12 protein-coding genes are annotated in these 14,752 nt (G+C 72.2%); 3 read left to right on the top strand and 9 right to left on the bottom strand.

Features of this window, described 5'->3' with window-relative positions:
* Positions 1 to 63: 63 nt before the first annotated feature.
* Complete coding sequence (locus tag OG897_RS33990) at positions 64 to 1,095, top strand: saccharopine dehydrogenase NADP-binding domain-containing protein (RefSeq protein ID WP_266663048.1); 1,032 nt, start codon at positions 64 to 66, stop codon at positions 1,093 to 1,095.
* A 13-nt stretch (positions 1,096 to 1,108) separates the two neighbouring features.
* Here the strand turns inward: OG897_RS33990 and OG897_RS33985 are convergent, their stop codons facing one another.
* From OG897_RS33985 to OG897_RS33960, 6 genes are all read right to left on the bottom strand, one after another.
* Positions 1,109 to 1,408: a hypothetical protein gene (locus OG897_RS33985; protein WP_266663047.1), complete on the bottom strand. Its 300-nt coding sequence runs from the start codon at positions 1,406 to 1,408 to the stop codon at positions 1,109 to 1,111.
* 79 nt (positions 1,409 to 1,487) lie between these two features.
* Complete coding sequence (xdhC, locus tag OG897_RS33980) at positions 1,488 to 2,294, bottom strand: xanthine dehydrogenase accessory protein XdhC (RefSeq protein WP_266663045.1); 807 nt, start codon at positions 2,292 to 2,294, stop codon at positions 1,488 to 1,490.
* Position 2,295: 1 nt separating this feature from the next.
* Positions 2,296 to 4,677 carry a xanthine dehydrogenase molybdopterin binding subunit gene (gene xdhB / locus OG897_RS33975; RefSeq protein ID WP_266663043.1) on the bottom strand — a complete coding sequence of 794 codons (2,382 nt, stop codon included), beginning with the start codon at positions 4,675 to 4,677 and terminating at the stop codon, positions 2,296 to 2,298.
* Positions 4,674 to 6,143 carry a xanthine dehydrogenase small subunit gene (locus OG897_RS33970; protein ID WP_266663041.1) on the bottom strand — a complete coding sequence of 490 codons (1,470 nt, stop codon included), beginning with the start codon at positions 6,141 to 6,143 and terminating at the stop codon, positions 4,674 to 4,676. The genes xdhB and OG897_RS33970 overlap by 4 nt, the downstream gene beginning before the upstream one ends.
* Positions 6,144 to 6,562: 419 nt before the next feature.
* Entirely contained in the window at positions 6,563 to 7,879 is a 1,317-nt protein-coding gene (locus OG897_RS33965; protein WP_266663040.1) for an MFS transporter, read from the bottom strand.
* Between the two features lie 85 nt (positions 7,880 to 7,964).
* Positions 7,965 to 8,360 carry a cupin domain-containing protein gene (locus tag OG897_RS33960; protein ID WP_266663038.1) on the bottom strand — a complete coding sequence of 132 codons (396 nt, stop codon included), beginning with the start codon at positions 8,358 to 8,360 and terminating at the stop codon, positions 7,965 to 7,967.
* Positions 8,361 to 8,411: 51 nt separating this feature from the next.
* Between OG897_RS33960 and OG897_RS33955 the strand changes: the two genes are divergently transcribed.
* Complete coding sequence (locus tag OG897_RS33955) at positions 8,412 to 9,419, top strand: GlxA family transcriptional regulator (RefSeq protein ID WP_266663036.1); 1,008 nt, start codon at positions 8,412 to 8,414, stop codon at positions 9,417 to 9,419.
* A gap of 30 nt (positions 9,420 to 9,449) precedes the next feature.
* Here OG897_RS33955 and OG897_RS33950 read toward each other — a convergent pair whose 3' ends face one another.
* On the bottom strand, positions 9,450 to 10,646 hold the full coding sequence (locus tag OG897_RS33950) for an aminoglycoside phosphotransferase family protein (protein ID WP_266663034.1): 1,197 nt from the start codon (positions 10,644 to 10,646) through the stop codon (positions 9,450 to 9,452).
* Between the two features lie 174 nt (positions 10,647 to 10,820).
* Complete coding sequence (locus OG897_RS33945; protein ID WP_266663032.1) at positions 10,821 to 11,222, bottom strand: RidA family protein; 402 nt, start codon at positions 11,220 to 11,222, stop codon at positions 10,821 to 10,823.
* 369 nt (positions 11,223 to 11,591) lie between these two features.
* Here OG897_RS33945 and OG897_RS33940 point away from each other — a divergent pair, with 369 nt between their 5' ends.
* On the top strand, positions 11,592 to 13,889 hold the full coding sequence (locus tag OG897_RS33940; protein WP_266663030.1) for a PQQ-binding-like beta-propeller repeat protein: 2,298 nt from the start codon (positions 11,592 to 11,594) through the stop codon (positions 13,887 to 13,889).
* Positions 13,890 to 13,947: 58 nt separating this feature from the next.
* Here the strand turns inward: OG897_RS33940 and OG897_RS33935 are convergent, their stop codons facing one another.
* Complete coding sequence (locus OG897_RS33935) at positions 13,948 to 14,613, bottom strand: lysophospholipid acyltransferase family protein (protein WP_266663029.1); 666 nt, start codon at positions 14,611 to 14,613, stop codon at positions 13,948 to 13,950.
* Between the last annotated feature and the right edge of the window lie 139 nt (positions 14,614 to 14,752).

Genomic DNA, 14,752 nt, shown 5'->3' with positions numbered 1-14,752 from the left:
GTGCCGCGCCGCCGATCACACTGGAGCCATCAACCGCGCACGTGATCGGAACGGGGAACAACCATGAGCGGGACCAAGGCAGTTGTGGTGTACGGGGCGACCGGGCACACCGGCCGGTTCGTCGTCGCCGAGCTGCGCGGACGCGGCCTCGGCGTCGTCATCTCGGGCCGCGACGCGGAGCGGCTGGGGGCGATGGCGGACGAGGACGCGTCCCTGGTCGTACGTCCGGCGGCGGTCGACGACGCGGACGCTCTCGACCGGGCCCTCGCCGGTGCGGCGGCCGTCGTCAACTGCGCCGGACCCTTCGCCGTGACGGCGGGCCCGGTCGTCGAGGCGGCCCTGCGGGCGGGGATTCCGTACCTCGACGTCGCGGCGGAGATCGAGGCGAACGCCGCGATGTTCGCCGACCACGCGGAGGCCGCCCGCAAGGCGGAGGTGCCGGTCGTCCCGGCGATGGCGTTCTACGGGGGCCTCGGCGACCTGCTCGTGACGGCGGCGACGGGGGAGCAGGAGTCGGCCGACGAGGTCCAGGTGGCGTACGGGCTGAGCAGCTGGCACCCCACCCCGGGCACGCGTGCGGCGGGCGAGGTCTCGCACGAGCGGCGCGCGGGCCGCCGGGTGCGGTTCGCGGGCGGGGCGCTCGGCTACCACGACGAGCCGGTCGTCCGGCAGGACTGGGACTTCCCCCAGCCCCTGGGCAGGCGCACCGTGGTCGCGGACTTCACGATGGCCGACGTCGTCACCGTACCCAGCCACCTGGCCGTGCCCGAGGTCCGTACGCACATGTCCGTCGAGGCGGCGGGCGATCTGGCCGGACCCGACACCCCGGCCCCGTCGCCCGTCGACGAACTCGGCCGCTCCGACCAGACCTTCGTCGTCGACGTACGGGTCCGCACGGACGGCGTCGAGCGGCGTGCGACCGCCCACGGCCAGGACATCTACGCGGTCACCGCGCCGCTGGTGGTGGAGGCCGTGGAGCGCGTCCTCTCCGGGCGGATCCGCACCACCGGGGTCGCTTCGGCAGGTGCGATGTTCGACGCACCGGACTTCCTGCGGGCATTGGCCCCGCACGTGACGGTGGACCTTCCGGAGTGACCCCCGGAACGTGTCACGGCTTTCCCCTGGGCTGGCGTATCCGGACCACCTGCGCGTCCAGGTCCACCTGGAAGGGCGGCTCCTCCGCCGGTCTGACGTTCTTGCGTACGCGTTCCTGCTCCAGGGCGTGCTTCTGGGCCCGGGCCCCGGGCGTGACCTCCTGGAGGACGTCCGAGCCCATGGACAACAGGCTCTTGCGCTTGCGCCAGTAGATCCAGCCCCGCTCCTCCATCCACAGCAGCGCGCGGTCCGCGAGGAACAGTGCTGCGGCCAGCACGGCCGCCCCGCCGACGATCAGTACCACCGTGTTCATCACGTCAGGGTGAACCGGTCGGGGCAGGGGGAGAGTTCCCGTGACCGTCGGCGGCGGGTGCTTTTCGGCCACCTCGTTCCTACGACGTTCCCTCGAAGGTCAAAAGGAGGTCCGCCGCCACGCTCACCGCGATCGTCGCGGGCTCCTTGCCCGTGATGTCCGGCAGCCCGATCGGCGTCTTGATCCGGGAGATGGCGGCGTCGTCGTGGCCGCCCTCGTCGGCGAGGCGCTTGCGGAAGCGGGACCACTTGGCGGCCGAGCCGATCAGGCCGATCGAGCCCAGACCGGGAGTGCGCAGGGCGGCGTCGCACAGCGCGGCGTCCTCCGCGTGGTCGTGGGTCATGATCAGGACGTGGGTGCCGGGGGCCAGTTCCGTGAGTACCTCCTCCGGGAGGAGGGGGACGTGGTGGGCGTGGACCTGGGCCACCGCGTCCGAGAGGACCGCGAGGCGGTCGGGCGAGACCATGTCGGGGCGGGTGTCGACCAGGTGGAGGTCCAGGTCGTGGCGGGCCAGGATGCGGGCCAGTTCGATGCCGACGTGGCCGACGCCGAAGACCGCCACCGCCGGGACCACCGGCAGGGGTTCCAGGAGTACGGTCACGGCCCCGCCGCAGCACTGCACGCCGTGCGGACCGGACACCTTGTCGTTGAGGGCGAACTCCATCAGCTCCGGTTCCGGGCGGGGCACGGCGATCAGTTCGCGGGCCCGGTCGATCGCGACCGCCTCGATGTTGCCGCCGCCGATGGAACCCCACGCCTCGGTCCGCCCCACGACGAGCTTGGCGCCGGCCTTGCGGGGGGCGTGGCCGCGCACGGTCGCGACGGTCACGAGGACACCGGTCTCCCGGCGTTCCCGCAACCGCGCGACCGCGGCCACCCAGGTCATGTCAGGCATTGCTGAGTGCGGTGGTGGTGGAGGGGGCCTCGGCGCCGTCGTCGCCCTCGCGGACCGACTCGATGGCCCAGTACACCGCTTCCGGCGTCGCCGGGGAGGCCAGTTCCACGCTCGCCCCGGCGGGGCCGAACGCGGCGGCGGCCTGGCGCAGTGCCTCGCGTACCGAGAAGGCCAGCATGAGGGGAGGCTCACCGACGGCCTTGGAGCCGTAGACCGCGCCTTCCTCGGTGGCGTTCTCCATCAGGGTGACGTTGAACTCCTCCGGCATCTCCGAGAAGCTCGGGAGCTTGTACGTGCTCGCGGCCTGCGTCTGGAGACGGCCCCGGTGCGGTCCTTCGCTGGTGTCCCAGCGCAGGTCCTCCAGCGTCAGCCAGCCCGCGCCCTGCACGAACCCGCCCTCGACCTGACCGATGTCGATCATTGGGGAGAGGCTGTCGCCGACGTCGTGGACGATGTCCACGCGGCGGATCCGGTACGCCCCGGTGAAGCCGTCCACCTCGACCTCGGTCGCGGCGGCGCCGTTGGAGAAGTACTTGAAGGGGGTGCCCCGGAAAGCCTTGGCGTCCCAGTGCAGCCCCTCCGTCCGGTAGAAACCGGCTGCCGAGAGCTGGACCCGCTGGAAGTACGCGGTGCGCACCAGGTCCTCCCAGGCCAGCTCCTTGTCGCTGCCCAGGACCCGGGCGACGCCCTCGACGATGCGCACGTCCGAGGCGTTGCCGCCGAGCTGGGTGCCCGCCACCTGGTGCAGGCGGTCGCGCAGCTGCTCGCAGGCGTTCTTGATCGCCCCGCCGTTGAGGTCCGCGCCCGCACTGGCCGCCGTGGCGGAGGTGTTGGGGACCTTGTCCGTACGCGTCGGAGCCAGGCGCACCTTGTGGAGGGGGATGCCGAGCGTGGTGGCCGCGACCTGCATCATCTTGGTGTGCAGGCCCTGGCCCATCTCGGTGCCGCCGTGGTTGATCAGGACGGAGCCGTCCTTGTAGATCAGTACGAGCGCGCCGCCCTGGTTGAAGGCGGTGAGGTTGAACGAGATGCCGAACTTGATGCCGGTGAGCGCCAGCGCCCGCTTGGTGTGCGGGTGCGCTGCGTTGAACGCGGCGATCTCGCGCTTGCGGTCGGCGAGTTCGCTGTTCTCCTTGACCTGTTCCCAGACGGCGGAGATCCGGTCGGCCTGCGTGACGAGCTGGCCGTACGGCGTCGTCTGGCCCTGGCCGGGCCGGTAGAAGTTGCGCTCGCGCAGCTCGATCGGGTCCAGGCCGAGCAGCGGGGCGACGCGGCCGAGGATGTCCTCGATGACGAGCATGCCCTGGGGGCCGCCGAAGCCTCGGAAGGCCGTGTTGGAGACCGTGTTGGTCTTCGCGATGCGGCCGTTGACCCGTGCGTTGGGAATCCAGTACGTGTTGTCGATGTGGCACAGTGCGCGGGCGAGCACCGGCTCGGAGAGGTCCAGGCTCCAGCCGCCGTCGGCGGTCAGCGTCGCGTCGAGGGCCTGGATGCGGCCCTCGGCGTCGAAGCCGATCTTCCAGGAGGCGTGGAAGCCGTGCCGCTTGCCGGACATGGTGAGGTCCTGGGTGCGGTTGAGGCGGAAGCGGACCGGACGGCCCGTCAGCTTCGCGCCGAGCGCGGCGACGGCCGCGAAGCCGTGCGGCTGCATCTCCTTGCCGCCGAAGCCGCCGCCCATCCGCAGGCACTGCACGGTGATCTCGTGGGACGGGACCCCGAGGACGTGGGAGACGATCTCCTGGGTCTCGGAGGGGTGCTGGGTGCTGGACTGGATGAAGAGCTGTCCGCCCTCGTCGATCAGGGCGAGCGCGGCGTGCGTCTCCAGGTAGAAGTGCTCCTGCCCGGCGAAGGTGAACTCACCGGTGAACACGTGCGCGGAGTCGGCGAAACCGGCGTCGACGTCACCGGTCTCCATGTGGGGGCGTGCGCCGTGGAAGCTCTCGGCCGCGATGGCCTCGCCCACGGTGACGACGGCGGGCTTCTCGTCGAGTTCGACCTCGACGGCCGCAGCGCCCAGGCGGGCCGCCTCCAGGGTCTCGCCGAGGACCCAGGCGACGGCGTGGCCGTAGAACATGACCTCGTCGGGGAAGAGCGGCTCATCGTGCTTCATGCCCGCGTCGTTCACGCCGGGCACGTCCGCGCCGGTCAGGACGCGGACCACGCCGGGCACCGCGAGCGCGGGCTCGGTGCGCAGGGCGGTGATCAGGCCGTGGGCCTTCATCACCTGGACCGGGTAGGCGTGCAGGACGTCCTTGGTGCGGTGGACCAGGTCGTCGGTGTAGAGCGCGGTGCCGGTGACGTGCTGGTAGGCGCTCTCGTGCGGCATCGAGACGCCGACGACGGGCTTCTCGGGGCGTTCGGACAGGTGACTCATGACGAAACCGCCTCGGTGGTCTGCGCGTACAGCTTCTTCAGGCTCGTGCCGAGCATCGCGGAACGGTAGAGGGAGCTGGCCCGGTGGTCGCTCATCGGGGTGCCCTCGCCGCGCAGGACGCGGGCGGCCGCGTCCACGGTCTCCCGCGTCCAGGGCTTGCCCTCCAGGGCCGCCTCGGTGGCGAGGGAGCGGATCGGGGTGGCGGCGATGCCGCCGAGGCCGATGCGGGCCTTGCGGACGATGCCGCCCTCGATGTCGACCGCGAAGGCGACGGCGACGCTGGAGATGTCGTCGAAGCGGCGCTTGGCGATCTTGTGGAAGGCCGTGACCTGCGACAGCGGCGTCGGGATGCGCACCGCGCGGATCAGCTCGTCCGGGCGGCGCACGCTCTGCCGGTAGCCGGTGAAGTAGTCGGCGAGGGGGACGACGCGCTCGCCGTCGGCGTCCGCGAGGACCAGCGACGCGTCGAGTGCGAGCAGTACCGGCGGGCTGTCGCCGATGGGGGAGCCGGTGCCGAGGTTGCCGCCGAGGGTGGCGCTGTTGCGGATGAGGAGTGATGCGAACTGCGGGAACAGCTCGGCCAGCAGCGGGACGGTGCCGTCGAGGCGCCGCTCGATCTCGGTGAGCGTGACCGCCGCGCCGATCTCGACGTACTCGGACTCCACGCGCAGCTCCCGCAGTTCGGGGAGGCGGTCGACGGCGACGACGCAGGTGTCGCGACGGGAGCGGATGTTGACCTCGACGCCGTAGTCGGTGCTGCCGGCGACGACGACCGCTTCGGGGCGCTCGCGCAGCAGCCGGACGGCTTCGCCGAGGGTGGCAGGGCGCAGGAAGGTGCTGTCGCCCTGGGTGTACGCGGTGGCGACCGGCTCCGGCGCGGACTGCTCGCGGCGCTGGGCGAGCGGGTCGTCATCGGCGGGCTCGCCGACGGCGTACGCGGCGTCGCGGATGGGGCGGTAGCCGGTGCAGCGGCACAGGTTTCCGCTGAGGGAGTGCAGGTCGAAGCCGTTCGGACCGTGCTCGGCGTCCGTCTGCCCGTCCGGATCCGCTTCCGTGTGCGTACAGCGGTCGGGCCGGTAGTACTCCGAGGCCATGCTGCAGATGAACCCCGGGGTGCAGTAACCGCACTGCGAGCCGCCTCGGACCGCCATCTCCTCCTGCACCGGGTGCAGCGCGGCGGGCGTGCCGTCCGCGCCGGGGGTGGCGAGGCCCTCGGAGGTGACGACCTCCTGGCCGTCGAGTGCGGCGGCCGGGACCAGGCAGGCGTTGACCGCCACCCAGTCGGTGGGCTTGTTCACGCCGGGACGGGCCACCAGGACGGAACAGGCACCGCATTCACCCTCGGCGCAGCCCTCCTTGGTGCCGGTCAGGCCGCGCTCGCGCAGGAAGTCGAGCACTGTGGTGTGAGGGGCGTCCGGTGCAAGGGGAGTTTCTTTCCCGTTGACCGTAATGCGCGCGCTTACCATGGCAAAACCTCTTTTTGGTGCGCAATCGACCTAATTGTCAAATTGGGCATGTGGGGAGCTTTCTACGGGGTCGCGGATCGGCACGCCGGGGAGCGCGTGCCGTGCCGCAGGCAGGGAGGGATCAACTGACGCCGGGGTGCCGCGCGTTGGGCGGGCCGGGCGGCGGAGGAGCTGCCTTCAGCAGCCGTGGGCCACACGGCCCGGGGCCCAGGCGGTGCGCCGGGCGAGGCGTTGCAGGTCGGAGATGATCGACATCCGACGTCGCCTCCTTTCGGCTTGACGGCTCATGGGTTGATCTCTTCGAAATTAAGTTGCCGCAAGGTGACCGTCAAGAAACCTGGGGCAACATTCGGGCACTTCGGCGGAAGCTATGAACGAGAAAACGAATGCTCCAAATGCTCCCGACAGGCGTACCTCATTCACGCGGATTCCACGGAAACGACGCGCCGCAGCCCCCTAATCGCCGGGATCGCGAACAGCGCCGCGCAGCCCATCAGGCACACCCCCGCCGACACCAGCAACAGCCGCTCCGGGGCGGCCAGCGCGAGGGCGGGCCCGGCCAGGATCTGGCCGATCGCGATCCCCGACACCGAGCCCGCCAGCTCGTACGCGGAGACCCGGTTGAGGACCGCCGCCGGGGTGTGGGTCTGCACGCTGGTCGCCCACATCACCGACCAGAACGCCATCGCGCCCCCACCCAGGACATGCCCCGTGAGCAGCACCGGAAGCCCGGCGTCCAGCGCCACGCACAGCGGCAGCACCGTGTACAGGGCCATCGCCCCCGCCCCGGCGGCCAGTGGCCTGACCGGGCGCACGCGCAACGCCAGCAGCCCGCCGACGACCGTTCCGACGCCGAGGAAGGAGACCGCCAGACCGTACGTGTCCGGGCCGAGCCGCGCCCCGACGAGCGCGGAGCTGAGCGGCACGAGCGGGCCGAACACCAGCACGCCGTACACCATCCAGATCAGGATCACCGCCCACATCCAGGTGCGCGCACGGAACTCCCGCCACCCCTGACGCAGATCACCGCGCAGTGAACTCCCTTTTTCCGCAAGGGAATTCACGGAATTCGCGGCGCCCGGGGCGAGCCGAATGAACGCCAGACACAGTGCGCTGAGCACAAAGGTCCCGGCGTCGACCGCGTACACGGTCCCGGCATGGGTCAGCGCGATGAGCAACCCTGCCACGGCCGGGCCCAGCAGGTGGGCGAGCGCGTCGGCGACCTTGAGGGTGGCGTTGGCCCGCTGCGGTTCGCGGGCGACGAGCGGGACCATCCCGTTCATCCCCGGCAGGAACATCGCGACGGCCGCACCGCCGACCGCCGCCATGCTCACCAGCAGCCAGAACGGGGGCGTCCCGGTGAAGAACGCGACGGCCAGCACTCCCTGGGTCACCACCCGTACGAGATCCGCGCCGACCATCATCCGCCGGGCGCCGAACCGGTCGGCCAGCACCCCGCCGAACAGCACCAGCACGACGAACGTCCCGGTCCAGGTGCCGAGGACGAGCCCGACCCCGGAGATCCCGTACACCGCACCGACCGCGAGCGCGGCGGCCACCGGCATCATCGCGTCGCCGAACTGCGAGACCGTACGGGCGGCGAAGAAGAGCGTGAAGGGCCGGTCCCACAGGGGAGGGCGGACGGCGGCCGGACCGCTCCCGCACGCCTGCTTCCGTTGCTGCTCGGGTTGCTGCTTCTGGTGCTGCTTCCGGGGTGGTGTCTGCGAGGAGGTCACCGTACGAATAATGGTTCAGACCAATTGGCGAGCCCCAGTGCCCGGGAGGGCGCGATGCGGTGTTTTCCAGCCATACCCCACCGGCTCAGGTGCCGAGCGCGTGTCCGGTCGTCGCGTCCACGTGGTCCGGGATCCCGACGGCGTGATCCCCCACGGTCAGCGTCCCGGTGGGCTCGAACAAGAGGATGGAGGTACGGCGTGGAGCGTACGGCTTGTGCTCCGTGCCGCGCGGGACGGTGAAGACCGACCCCTGGGGGAGCACCACCGTGCGCTCCCCTCCGGGCTCACGCAGGGAGATGTGCAGTTCCCCGTCGAGGACCAGGAAGAACTCGTCGGTGCTGTCGTGGACGTGCCAGATGTGCTCGCCCTCGACCTTGGCGATCCGGACGTCGTAGTCGTTCACGCGTGCCGCGATGCGGGGGCTCCACAGGGCGTCGAAGGAGGCCAGGGCTTTGCTCAGGTGTACGGGTTCGCTGCTCATGGGGTCATCGTGGGCTGTTTTCGGGAGCCGCACGAGTGATAGGAATCGCATATGACGCAAGAATCCTCGCATGCGGGTCGGGCGGCGGGCGCACACCGGGTCGTCGTGATCGTGGACGAGAACTCGAACCCCTTCGAGCTCGGCTGCGCCACCGAGGTCTTCGGTCTCCGCAGGCCGGAGATCGGCCCCGACCTGTACGACTTCTCGCTCTGCTCGCCCGAGCCGAGCACCCTGATGCGGGACGGCTTCTTCACCCTCACGGGAGTCGCCGGCCTGGCGGCCGCCGATACGGCGGACACCCTGATCGTGCCCAACCGCCCGGACGTCGAGGTGCCCCGTCGCCCCGCCGTGCTCGATGCCGTGCGACGGGCGCACGAGCGGGGTGCGCGCCTGGTCGGCTTCTGCAGCGGTGCCTTCACCCTGGCCGAAGCCGGAGTCCTCGACGGGCGCCGGGCCACCGCGCACTGGCAGTGGGCGGATTCCTTCCGGGTGCGCTTTCCCGCCGTTCACCTCGAAGCGGACGTGCTGTTCGTGGACGACGGCGACATCCTCACCGCCGCGGGCAGCGCGGCGGCACTCGACCTCGGGCTGCACCTGGTGCGACGTGACCACGGCGCGGAGGTCGCCAACGCGGTGAGCAGGCGGCTGGTCTTCGCGGCCAACCGGGACGGCGGGCAGCGGCAGTTCGTGGAGCGCCCCATGCCCGACGCCCCCGACGAGTCCCTGGCACCCGTCCTGGACTGGGCCGAGGAGCGGCTGGGCTCCCCGCTCACCGTCGCCGACCTCGCGGCGCGCGCCGCCGTCAGCCAGGCGACACTGCACCGGCGCTTCCAGGCGCAACTGGGTACGACGCCGCTGGCATGGCTCACGGCTCAACGGGTCGCCCTGGCCTGCCGGTTGATCGAGCGGGGCGAGTCCCGCTTCGAGGTCGTCGCGCGGCACAGCGGGCTCGGCACCGCCGCCAACCTGCGGTTGCTGATGCGCCGCGAGACCGGCATCACGCCGTCGGCGTACAAGGGCCGGTTCGGGCCCGGGGGCCGCGCGCTCGGCGAGAGGTGACCTCCGGCCCGCCCCGGCCCCGGGCGCTCCTCAGGCCGCCCGGCCCACGGCCCCCACGGCGTCCAGGTCGCGGACGGCGACGGCGGTGCGGCCGATGATGGCGTCGCAGACGGCGTCCGGCTGGTACTTCGGCTGGATCGCGTTGCGGCCCCGGGTCGTGAGCCAGATGTACAGCGGATAGAGAGTCTGCCGCCGGTAGGCGAGCCACGCCGCTTCGGGGTCCGGCGCGGCGCCGCCCGCCTTCGCCAGCTCCTCCAGGTAGAGGCCGAGCAGGTCGCGCTCCCAGGCGCGCCGGTCCTCGACGGCAAGACCCGAGGTGATCAGGTACGCGACATCGCAGGCCCAGCTCCCGCGCATCACGACCTGCCAGTCGACGAATCCCGTCCGCCCGTCGGCGGTGCGGTAGGTGTTGCCGATGTGGGCGTCGCCGTGCAGCAACGTCTGCGGGCCCGTCGCGGCCTGGTCCAGGGAGCGCCGCAGTGCGGAGTACAGCACGTCCGGGGAAGGGCCGTCGTCCGGCTCCGGCGGCAGTACGGGTGCGGAGCGGCGCAGGCCGACCCGGGAACGCGCGTTCATGCCGATCAGCCGGTCGAGGTTGGCGAAGTGGACGTCCGGGGTCTTCAGGAAGCCGTACCCGGACAGGCTCGGGTCTGCCCACAGCTGACCGTGCCGACGGGCCGTCTCCGTCAGCAGACCCTCGATCTCGGGGCGGGTGAAGGGCACGGTCGGGTCCAGGAAGACCGCGCCCCTGCTCGCGGCCACGTCCTCGATCAGCACCACGCAGCGCCCGGTCGCCGGGTGGGCCGCGCCGTGGAAGCCCCGGGGCGCCTCGATGTCCAGGGCGGGCCTGAGTTCGTTGTAGAAGGCGGGCTCCTGGACGAGGACGTCGGCCAGGTGCAGGGTCAGGCGCTGGAGCACCCCGGCCGTGCTCTTCACGAACACCCTGGTCGGCAGCCCGGCCGCGACGCCTGCCTCGTCGTACGTCACCGAGATCCGGAACCGCGACGAGGTCCCGCTGCTCACCGGGACCACCTCGCAGCCGGTCACCGTGGCTCCGGGATGCTCGGCGCACAGGACGGCCGTCAGCCAGACCGGGTTCACCTCCCCCGGCCGTACCGGCACGTCACCGGCCCGCCGGGCGGGAACCGTACGGACCGCCTCACCGGCGGCGGCCGACCCGATCCGTACCAGGTTCCCCAGAATCTCCCGCGCGGCGCTTCCGGCCATGACCCACCCCTGTCCGCTGGCTGCTCGAAGCTGACGGCCAGTCAATATGCCGCGTACGCCCAGGGGAAGAAGGCGTACGGAGATGGGAGGAGCCGTTCCGGGCAGCGAGGCGGCACCCGGCGAGGCCAGGGTGACCGGCTTCGTCTCGTCCGGCGGGGTCACCACGAGGCCGCCTTATGCGACGGCGGTGCCCTCCAGTTCGACCAGCTGACCGGGAACCGCCAGGCGGCGCACCTCCAGCATCGTGGAGGCCGGGGCCACTCCGGCGGCTCCCAGCCGGGCCGCCAGCACGCCGTAGTGCGGGAAGAGCGCGTCGACGTCGGTCGTGTAGACGTTGAGGCGGACGAGGTTCGCGAGGATCATTCCCGCCTCCGCGAGCACGGCCTCCAGATTGTCGACACTCAGCGCGAGCTGCGCCGCGATGTCGCCCTCGTGCTGGGGCTTGCCTTCGGCGTCCATCGCGGTCTGCCCCGAGACGTACAGGGTCCGGGTCTGTCCGGAGACCAGCTCGCCCTGGTTGAAGCCCAGCTCCACGGACCAGGTCACCGGGTTGACCGCTGTGCGTTCCACTGACATGTCGGCTCCATCTGCTCGTTCGTTCCATCGGGCGTTCCATCGGGCGTTCCATCGGGACTGCGTACGCGGAAACGAGACTCGCAGCCATTCACGACACCCTTGGTCATGTATTCCGTGGGAGTTCTCGCACGTATTCGGTGCGCGTTCCGGCACACGCCCCGACCCGCCTTGCTCAGTGGCACCGACCGGCGGCTAGTTTGTGGGGAAGGACATGCAGGTAGGACATGCAGACAGGCCACGTGGCCAGGTCATACAGGCAGGTCGTGCAAGCAGGTCATACAGACAGGTCATGCAGGCAGGACATGCAGGCAGGTCACGTGGACAGGCCCGTCGGGGCACGGACGTACGAGGGGCAGGAGGGCGGGAAGAGTGTCGCTGCGCGGAGGTGACCCGGCCGAGATCGGTGGCTACCGGCTTGAGGCACGGCTCGGCTCGGGCGGCATGGGCACCGTCTTCCTCGCGCGTACGGACTCCGGCCGCCCGGTCGCGATCAAGCTCATCCACCAGCAGTTCGCGGCGGACGAGGAATTCCGCATCCGCTTCCGGCAGGAGGTGGCGGCGGCGCGGCGGGTGAGCGGCGCGTTCACCGCCGCCGTGGTCGACGCCGCCCCGGAGGCCGAGCAGCCGTGGATGGCCACGGCCTACATCGAGGGCGACACCCTCGCCCAGCGCATCGCGGCGCGCGGCCCGCTGGCCGGTGCGGAGCTGCGGACGCTCGCCATCGGCCTGACGGAGGCGCTGCGCGACATCCACCGGGTGGGCGTCGTCCACCGCGACCTGAAGCCCTCGAACGTCGTGCTCTCGCCCGAGGGCCCGCGCGTCATCGACTTCGGCATCTCGCGCGCGGCCGACCAGCAGACCCTGACCATGACGGGCCGGGTCATCGGCACACCGCCCTTCATGTCGCCGGAGCAGTTGCAGGCGCCGCGCGGGGTGGGGCCGCGCTCCGACGTGTTCTCGCTGGGAACGCTGCTCGTGTACGCGGCGACCGGGCAGGGGCCCTTCGACGCGGACAGCCCGTACCTGACGGCGTATCAAGTGGTGCACGAGGAACCGTCGTTGGGCTCGGTGCCGGTGGTGCTGCGCGCGGTCGTCGAGCCGTGCCTGGACAAGGAGCCCGAGGGGCGGCCCTCGGCGGACGAACTCCTCGTACGGCTGCGGGACCTGCCCGTCGACCTCGGCGGGACCGACCCCGGGACCGCCGGTACCGGCAGCGGCAGCGGCACCGGCACCGGTGCGGGCCGTACCAGGGACACGGACACCGAGCACCACCTCGCCCTGCGTCCCACCCCGCCGCCCGGCGTCCCCATGGGTCCGGCCACGGCTGCGGACGGCCCCCGCGCGAAGGGCTCCCGGGCCGGCGGCCGACTGCGTCGTCGGTGGCGGCCCGTGCTCGCGGCGGCCCTCGCGGTGGCGGCGATCGGCGGCGGAGTCGCCGTCGTGACCTCCGGCGGCTTCGGCGGGAACGGTCAGGACGGCCAGGCCGACGGAGGCGACCGCAGCAGCAGCGTCGCGGCTCCCGGGCCCGCGCTGCCGCACGGCTTCCGGCCCTGGCACACGGCCCTCCTGGGCGGCCGTCCGGACATTCCCGACGAGCTGCGCTGCGTCGCGCGCGGTGACGACGCGCTGTTCTGCGGGGGCGGTGGAGTCGTCGCGGCCCGGGTCAACGCCGCCGACGGCTCGCGCGTGTGGACGAGGAAGAGCCCGGGCGTCCCCGTCCAGGGCATGCACCTGGTGGACGCCACCGACGACACGGTGCTCGGCTACCGCTTCTCCGCCGAGAACGATCCTCGGGGCTTCTCCGCCGAGGTCGTGGCCCTCGACGCGGCCGAGGGCCGGGAGCTGTGGTCCGCACCGGCCGGTATCCAGTCGATGGCCGTCACCGGCCGCTCGCGGGACGCCGTGGTGACCGGTTCCACCGTGGTGACCGTCGACGCCGCCGAGTCCCGCTTCGAGGCCCGGGACCTGCGCAGCGGCAAGGTCGCCTGGACGAGGCCGTTCCCCGCGCGCACGCGGTGCGCTCCCCTTCCGGTGGGCGTACGGCTCTACGCGATGTGCGCGCCGACCGCCGAGGTCAACGAGACGGAGGTCCGCCGACCCACCCTGCGCACGCTCGACCGCGCCTCGGGCGCGCTGGGCGGGCCCGTCGCGGTCAGGGGCCCCGCCGTGCCGATGGGCGTCGCCGACGGCGCTCTCGTACTGCTCCAGGTGCACAGGGAAGGACCGGCGTCGGCCGGTTACGAGGGGGTGGCACGCTTCGACCCGACCACCGGGAAGGTCACGTACTCCCGGCTGTCGAAGACGTACGCGGGCACGCCCGGCCTGGCCGACGGCACCCTCTACGTCAGCGGGCAGACCGGCCGCGTCACCGCGCTCGATCCCGCCACCGGCCGCGAGAAGTGGTCGCGGCAGACGAGCGTGGAGGGTGCGTCGGGTCCCGTGGCGGGATCCGGTGCGCTGTACTTCAGCTCGGCGACCGGCCGGGTGGCCGCGCTGTCGCCGCGCGACGGCAGGCCCCTGTGGACGACGGATCCGCAGGCGGACGGCCTGACGGGCGAGCAGGGGGCGAGCCCGAGGGTGACCGTCGCGGGCGGTGCGGTCGTCGTGACCGCCGCCAGGAACACCGTCTTCGCCTTCGACGCGAGGAAGCCGCCGAGGTCGGGCTGAGGACTGAGGGCCGGGGCCGGGACTGAGGCCCGGGGGCTGGGACTGAGGCCCGGTTCCGTCAGGCCGCGAGAGTGACGGGAGCCCCTGCGACACGGGCCGCCGCCGTGCGCCACGCCGCCGTCACGGCCGCGTGGGCGTGCGCGGTGCGGGCCGCCAGATCGCCGGTCGGGCGGATCGGCGTACCGACGTGGACGTGCAGCCGGGGGCGGCGCAGCGGAGCGGTCGCGAGGCCCGCGAGCTGCTTGGGCACGCTGCCGGAGGTGATGCGCCGGGCCCCGGCCTGGCCGAGCGGGACCACGGCGGCCCCGGTGCGCTGCGCGAGCCGGGCCAGCCCGCTGCGGAAGGGCTCCGGCGGGGCTTCGCCCGCGTCGGGTCGGCGGGGCAGGCCGCCCTCCCCGTAGATCAGGACCAGCCGTCCGTCGGCGAGGGCTTCGGCGGCGTAATCCAGAGCTTCGGCGGCCCGGCGGGACTGGCGGTGGACGGGGATGTGGCCGCCTTCGGAGAGCATTCGCCCGAGGACCGGGATCTTCCACAGTCCGGCGGCGGCCATCACGGTGGGCCGGATCCCGAGCTCGCGGAGCCCGGCCAGGACGAGTGCGGGGTCGGCGAGCGAGGTGTGGTTGGCGGCGATGATGCTGCCGGGGGCGAACCCGGCCCCCGCGTCGACGGTGACGGACAACCGGCCCGTGCAGGGCAACAGGGCTCCGGCGAGACGGCTGAGCATGGGGGCGGTACCTCCTGGTCGGATGCGGTGCGTCGACCGGATCGAGCGCGGTGCGTCGACCGCGTCGGGTGCGGCGCGTTGATCACATCCTGGGCGGCGGGAGGGGCGCGCGCGTGAGTACCCGTACTCAACCTCCCTG

The sequence above is a fragment of the Streptomyces sp. NBC_00237 genome (genome assembly GCF_026342435.1).
Classification (GTDB): Bacteria; Actinomycetota; Actinomycetes; order Streptomycetales; family Streptomycetaceae; genus Streptomyces.
Note: the sequence above shows the minus strand (reverse complement) of the source record. Positions and strands in the feature narration are given on the sequence as shown.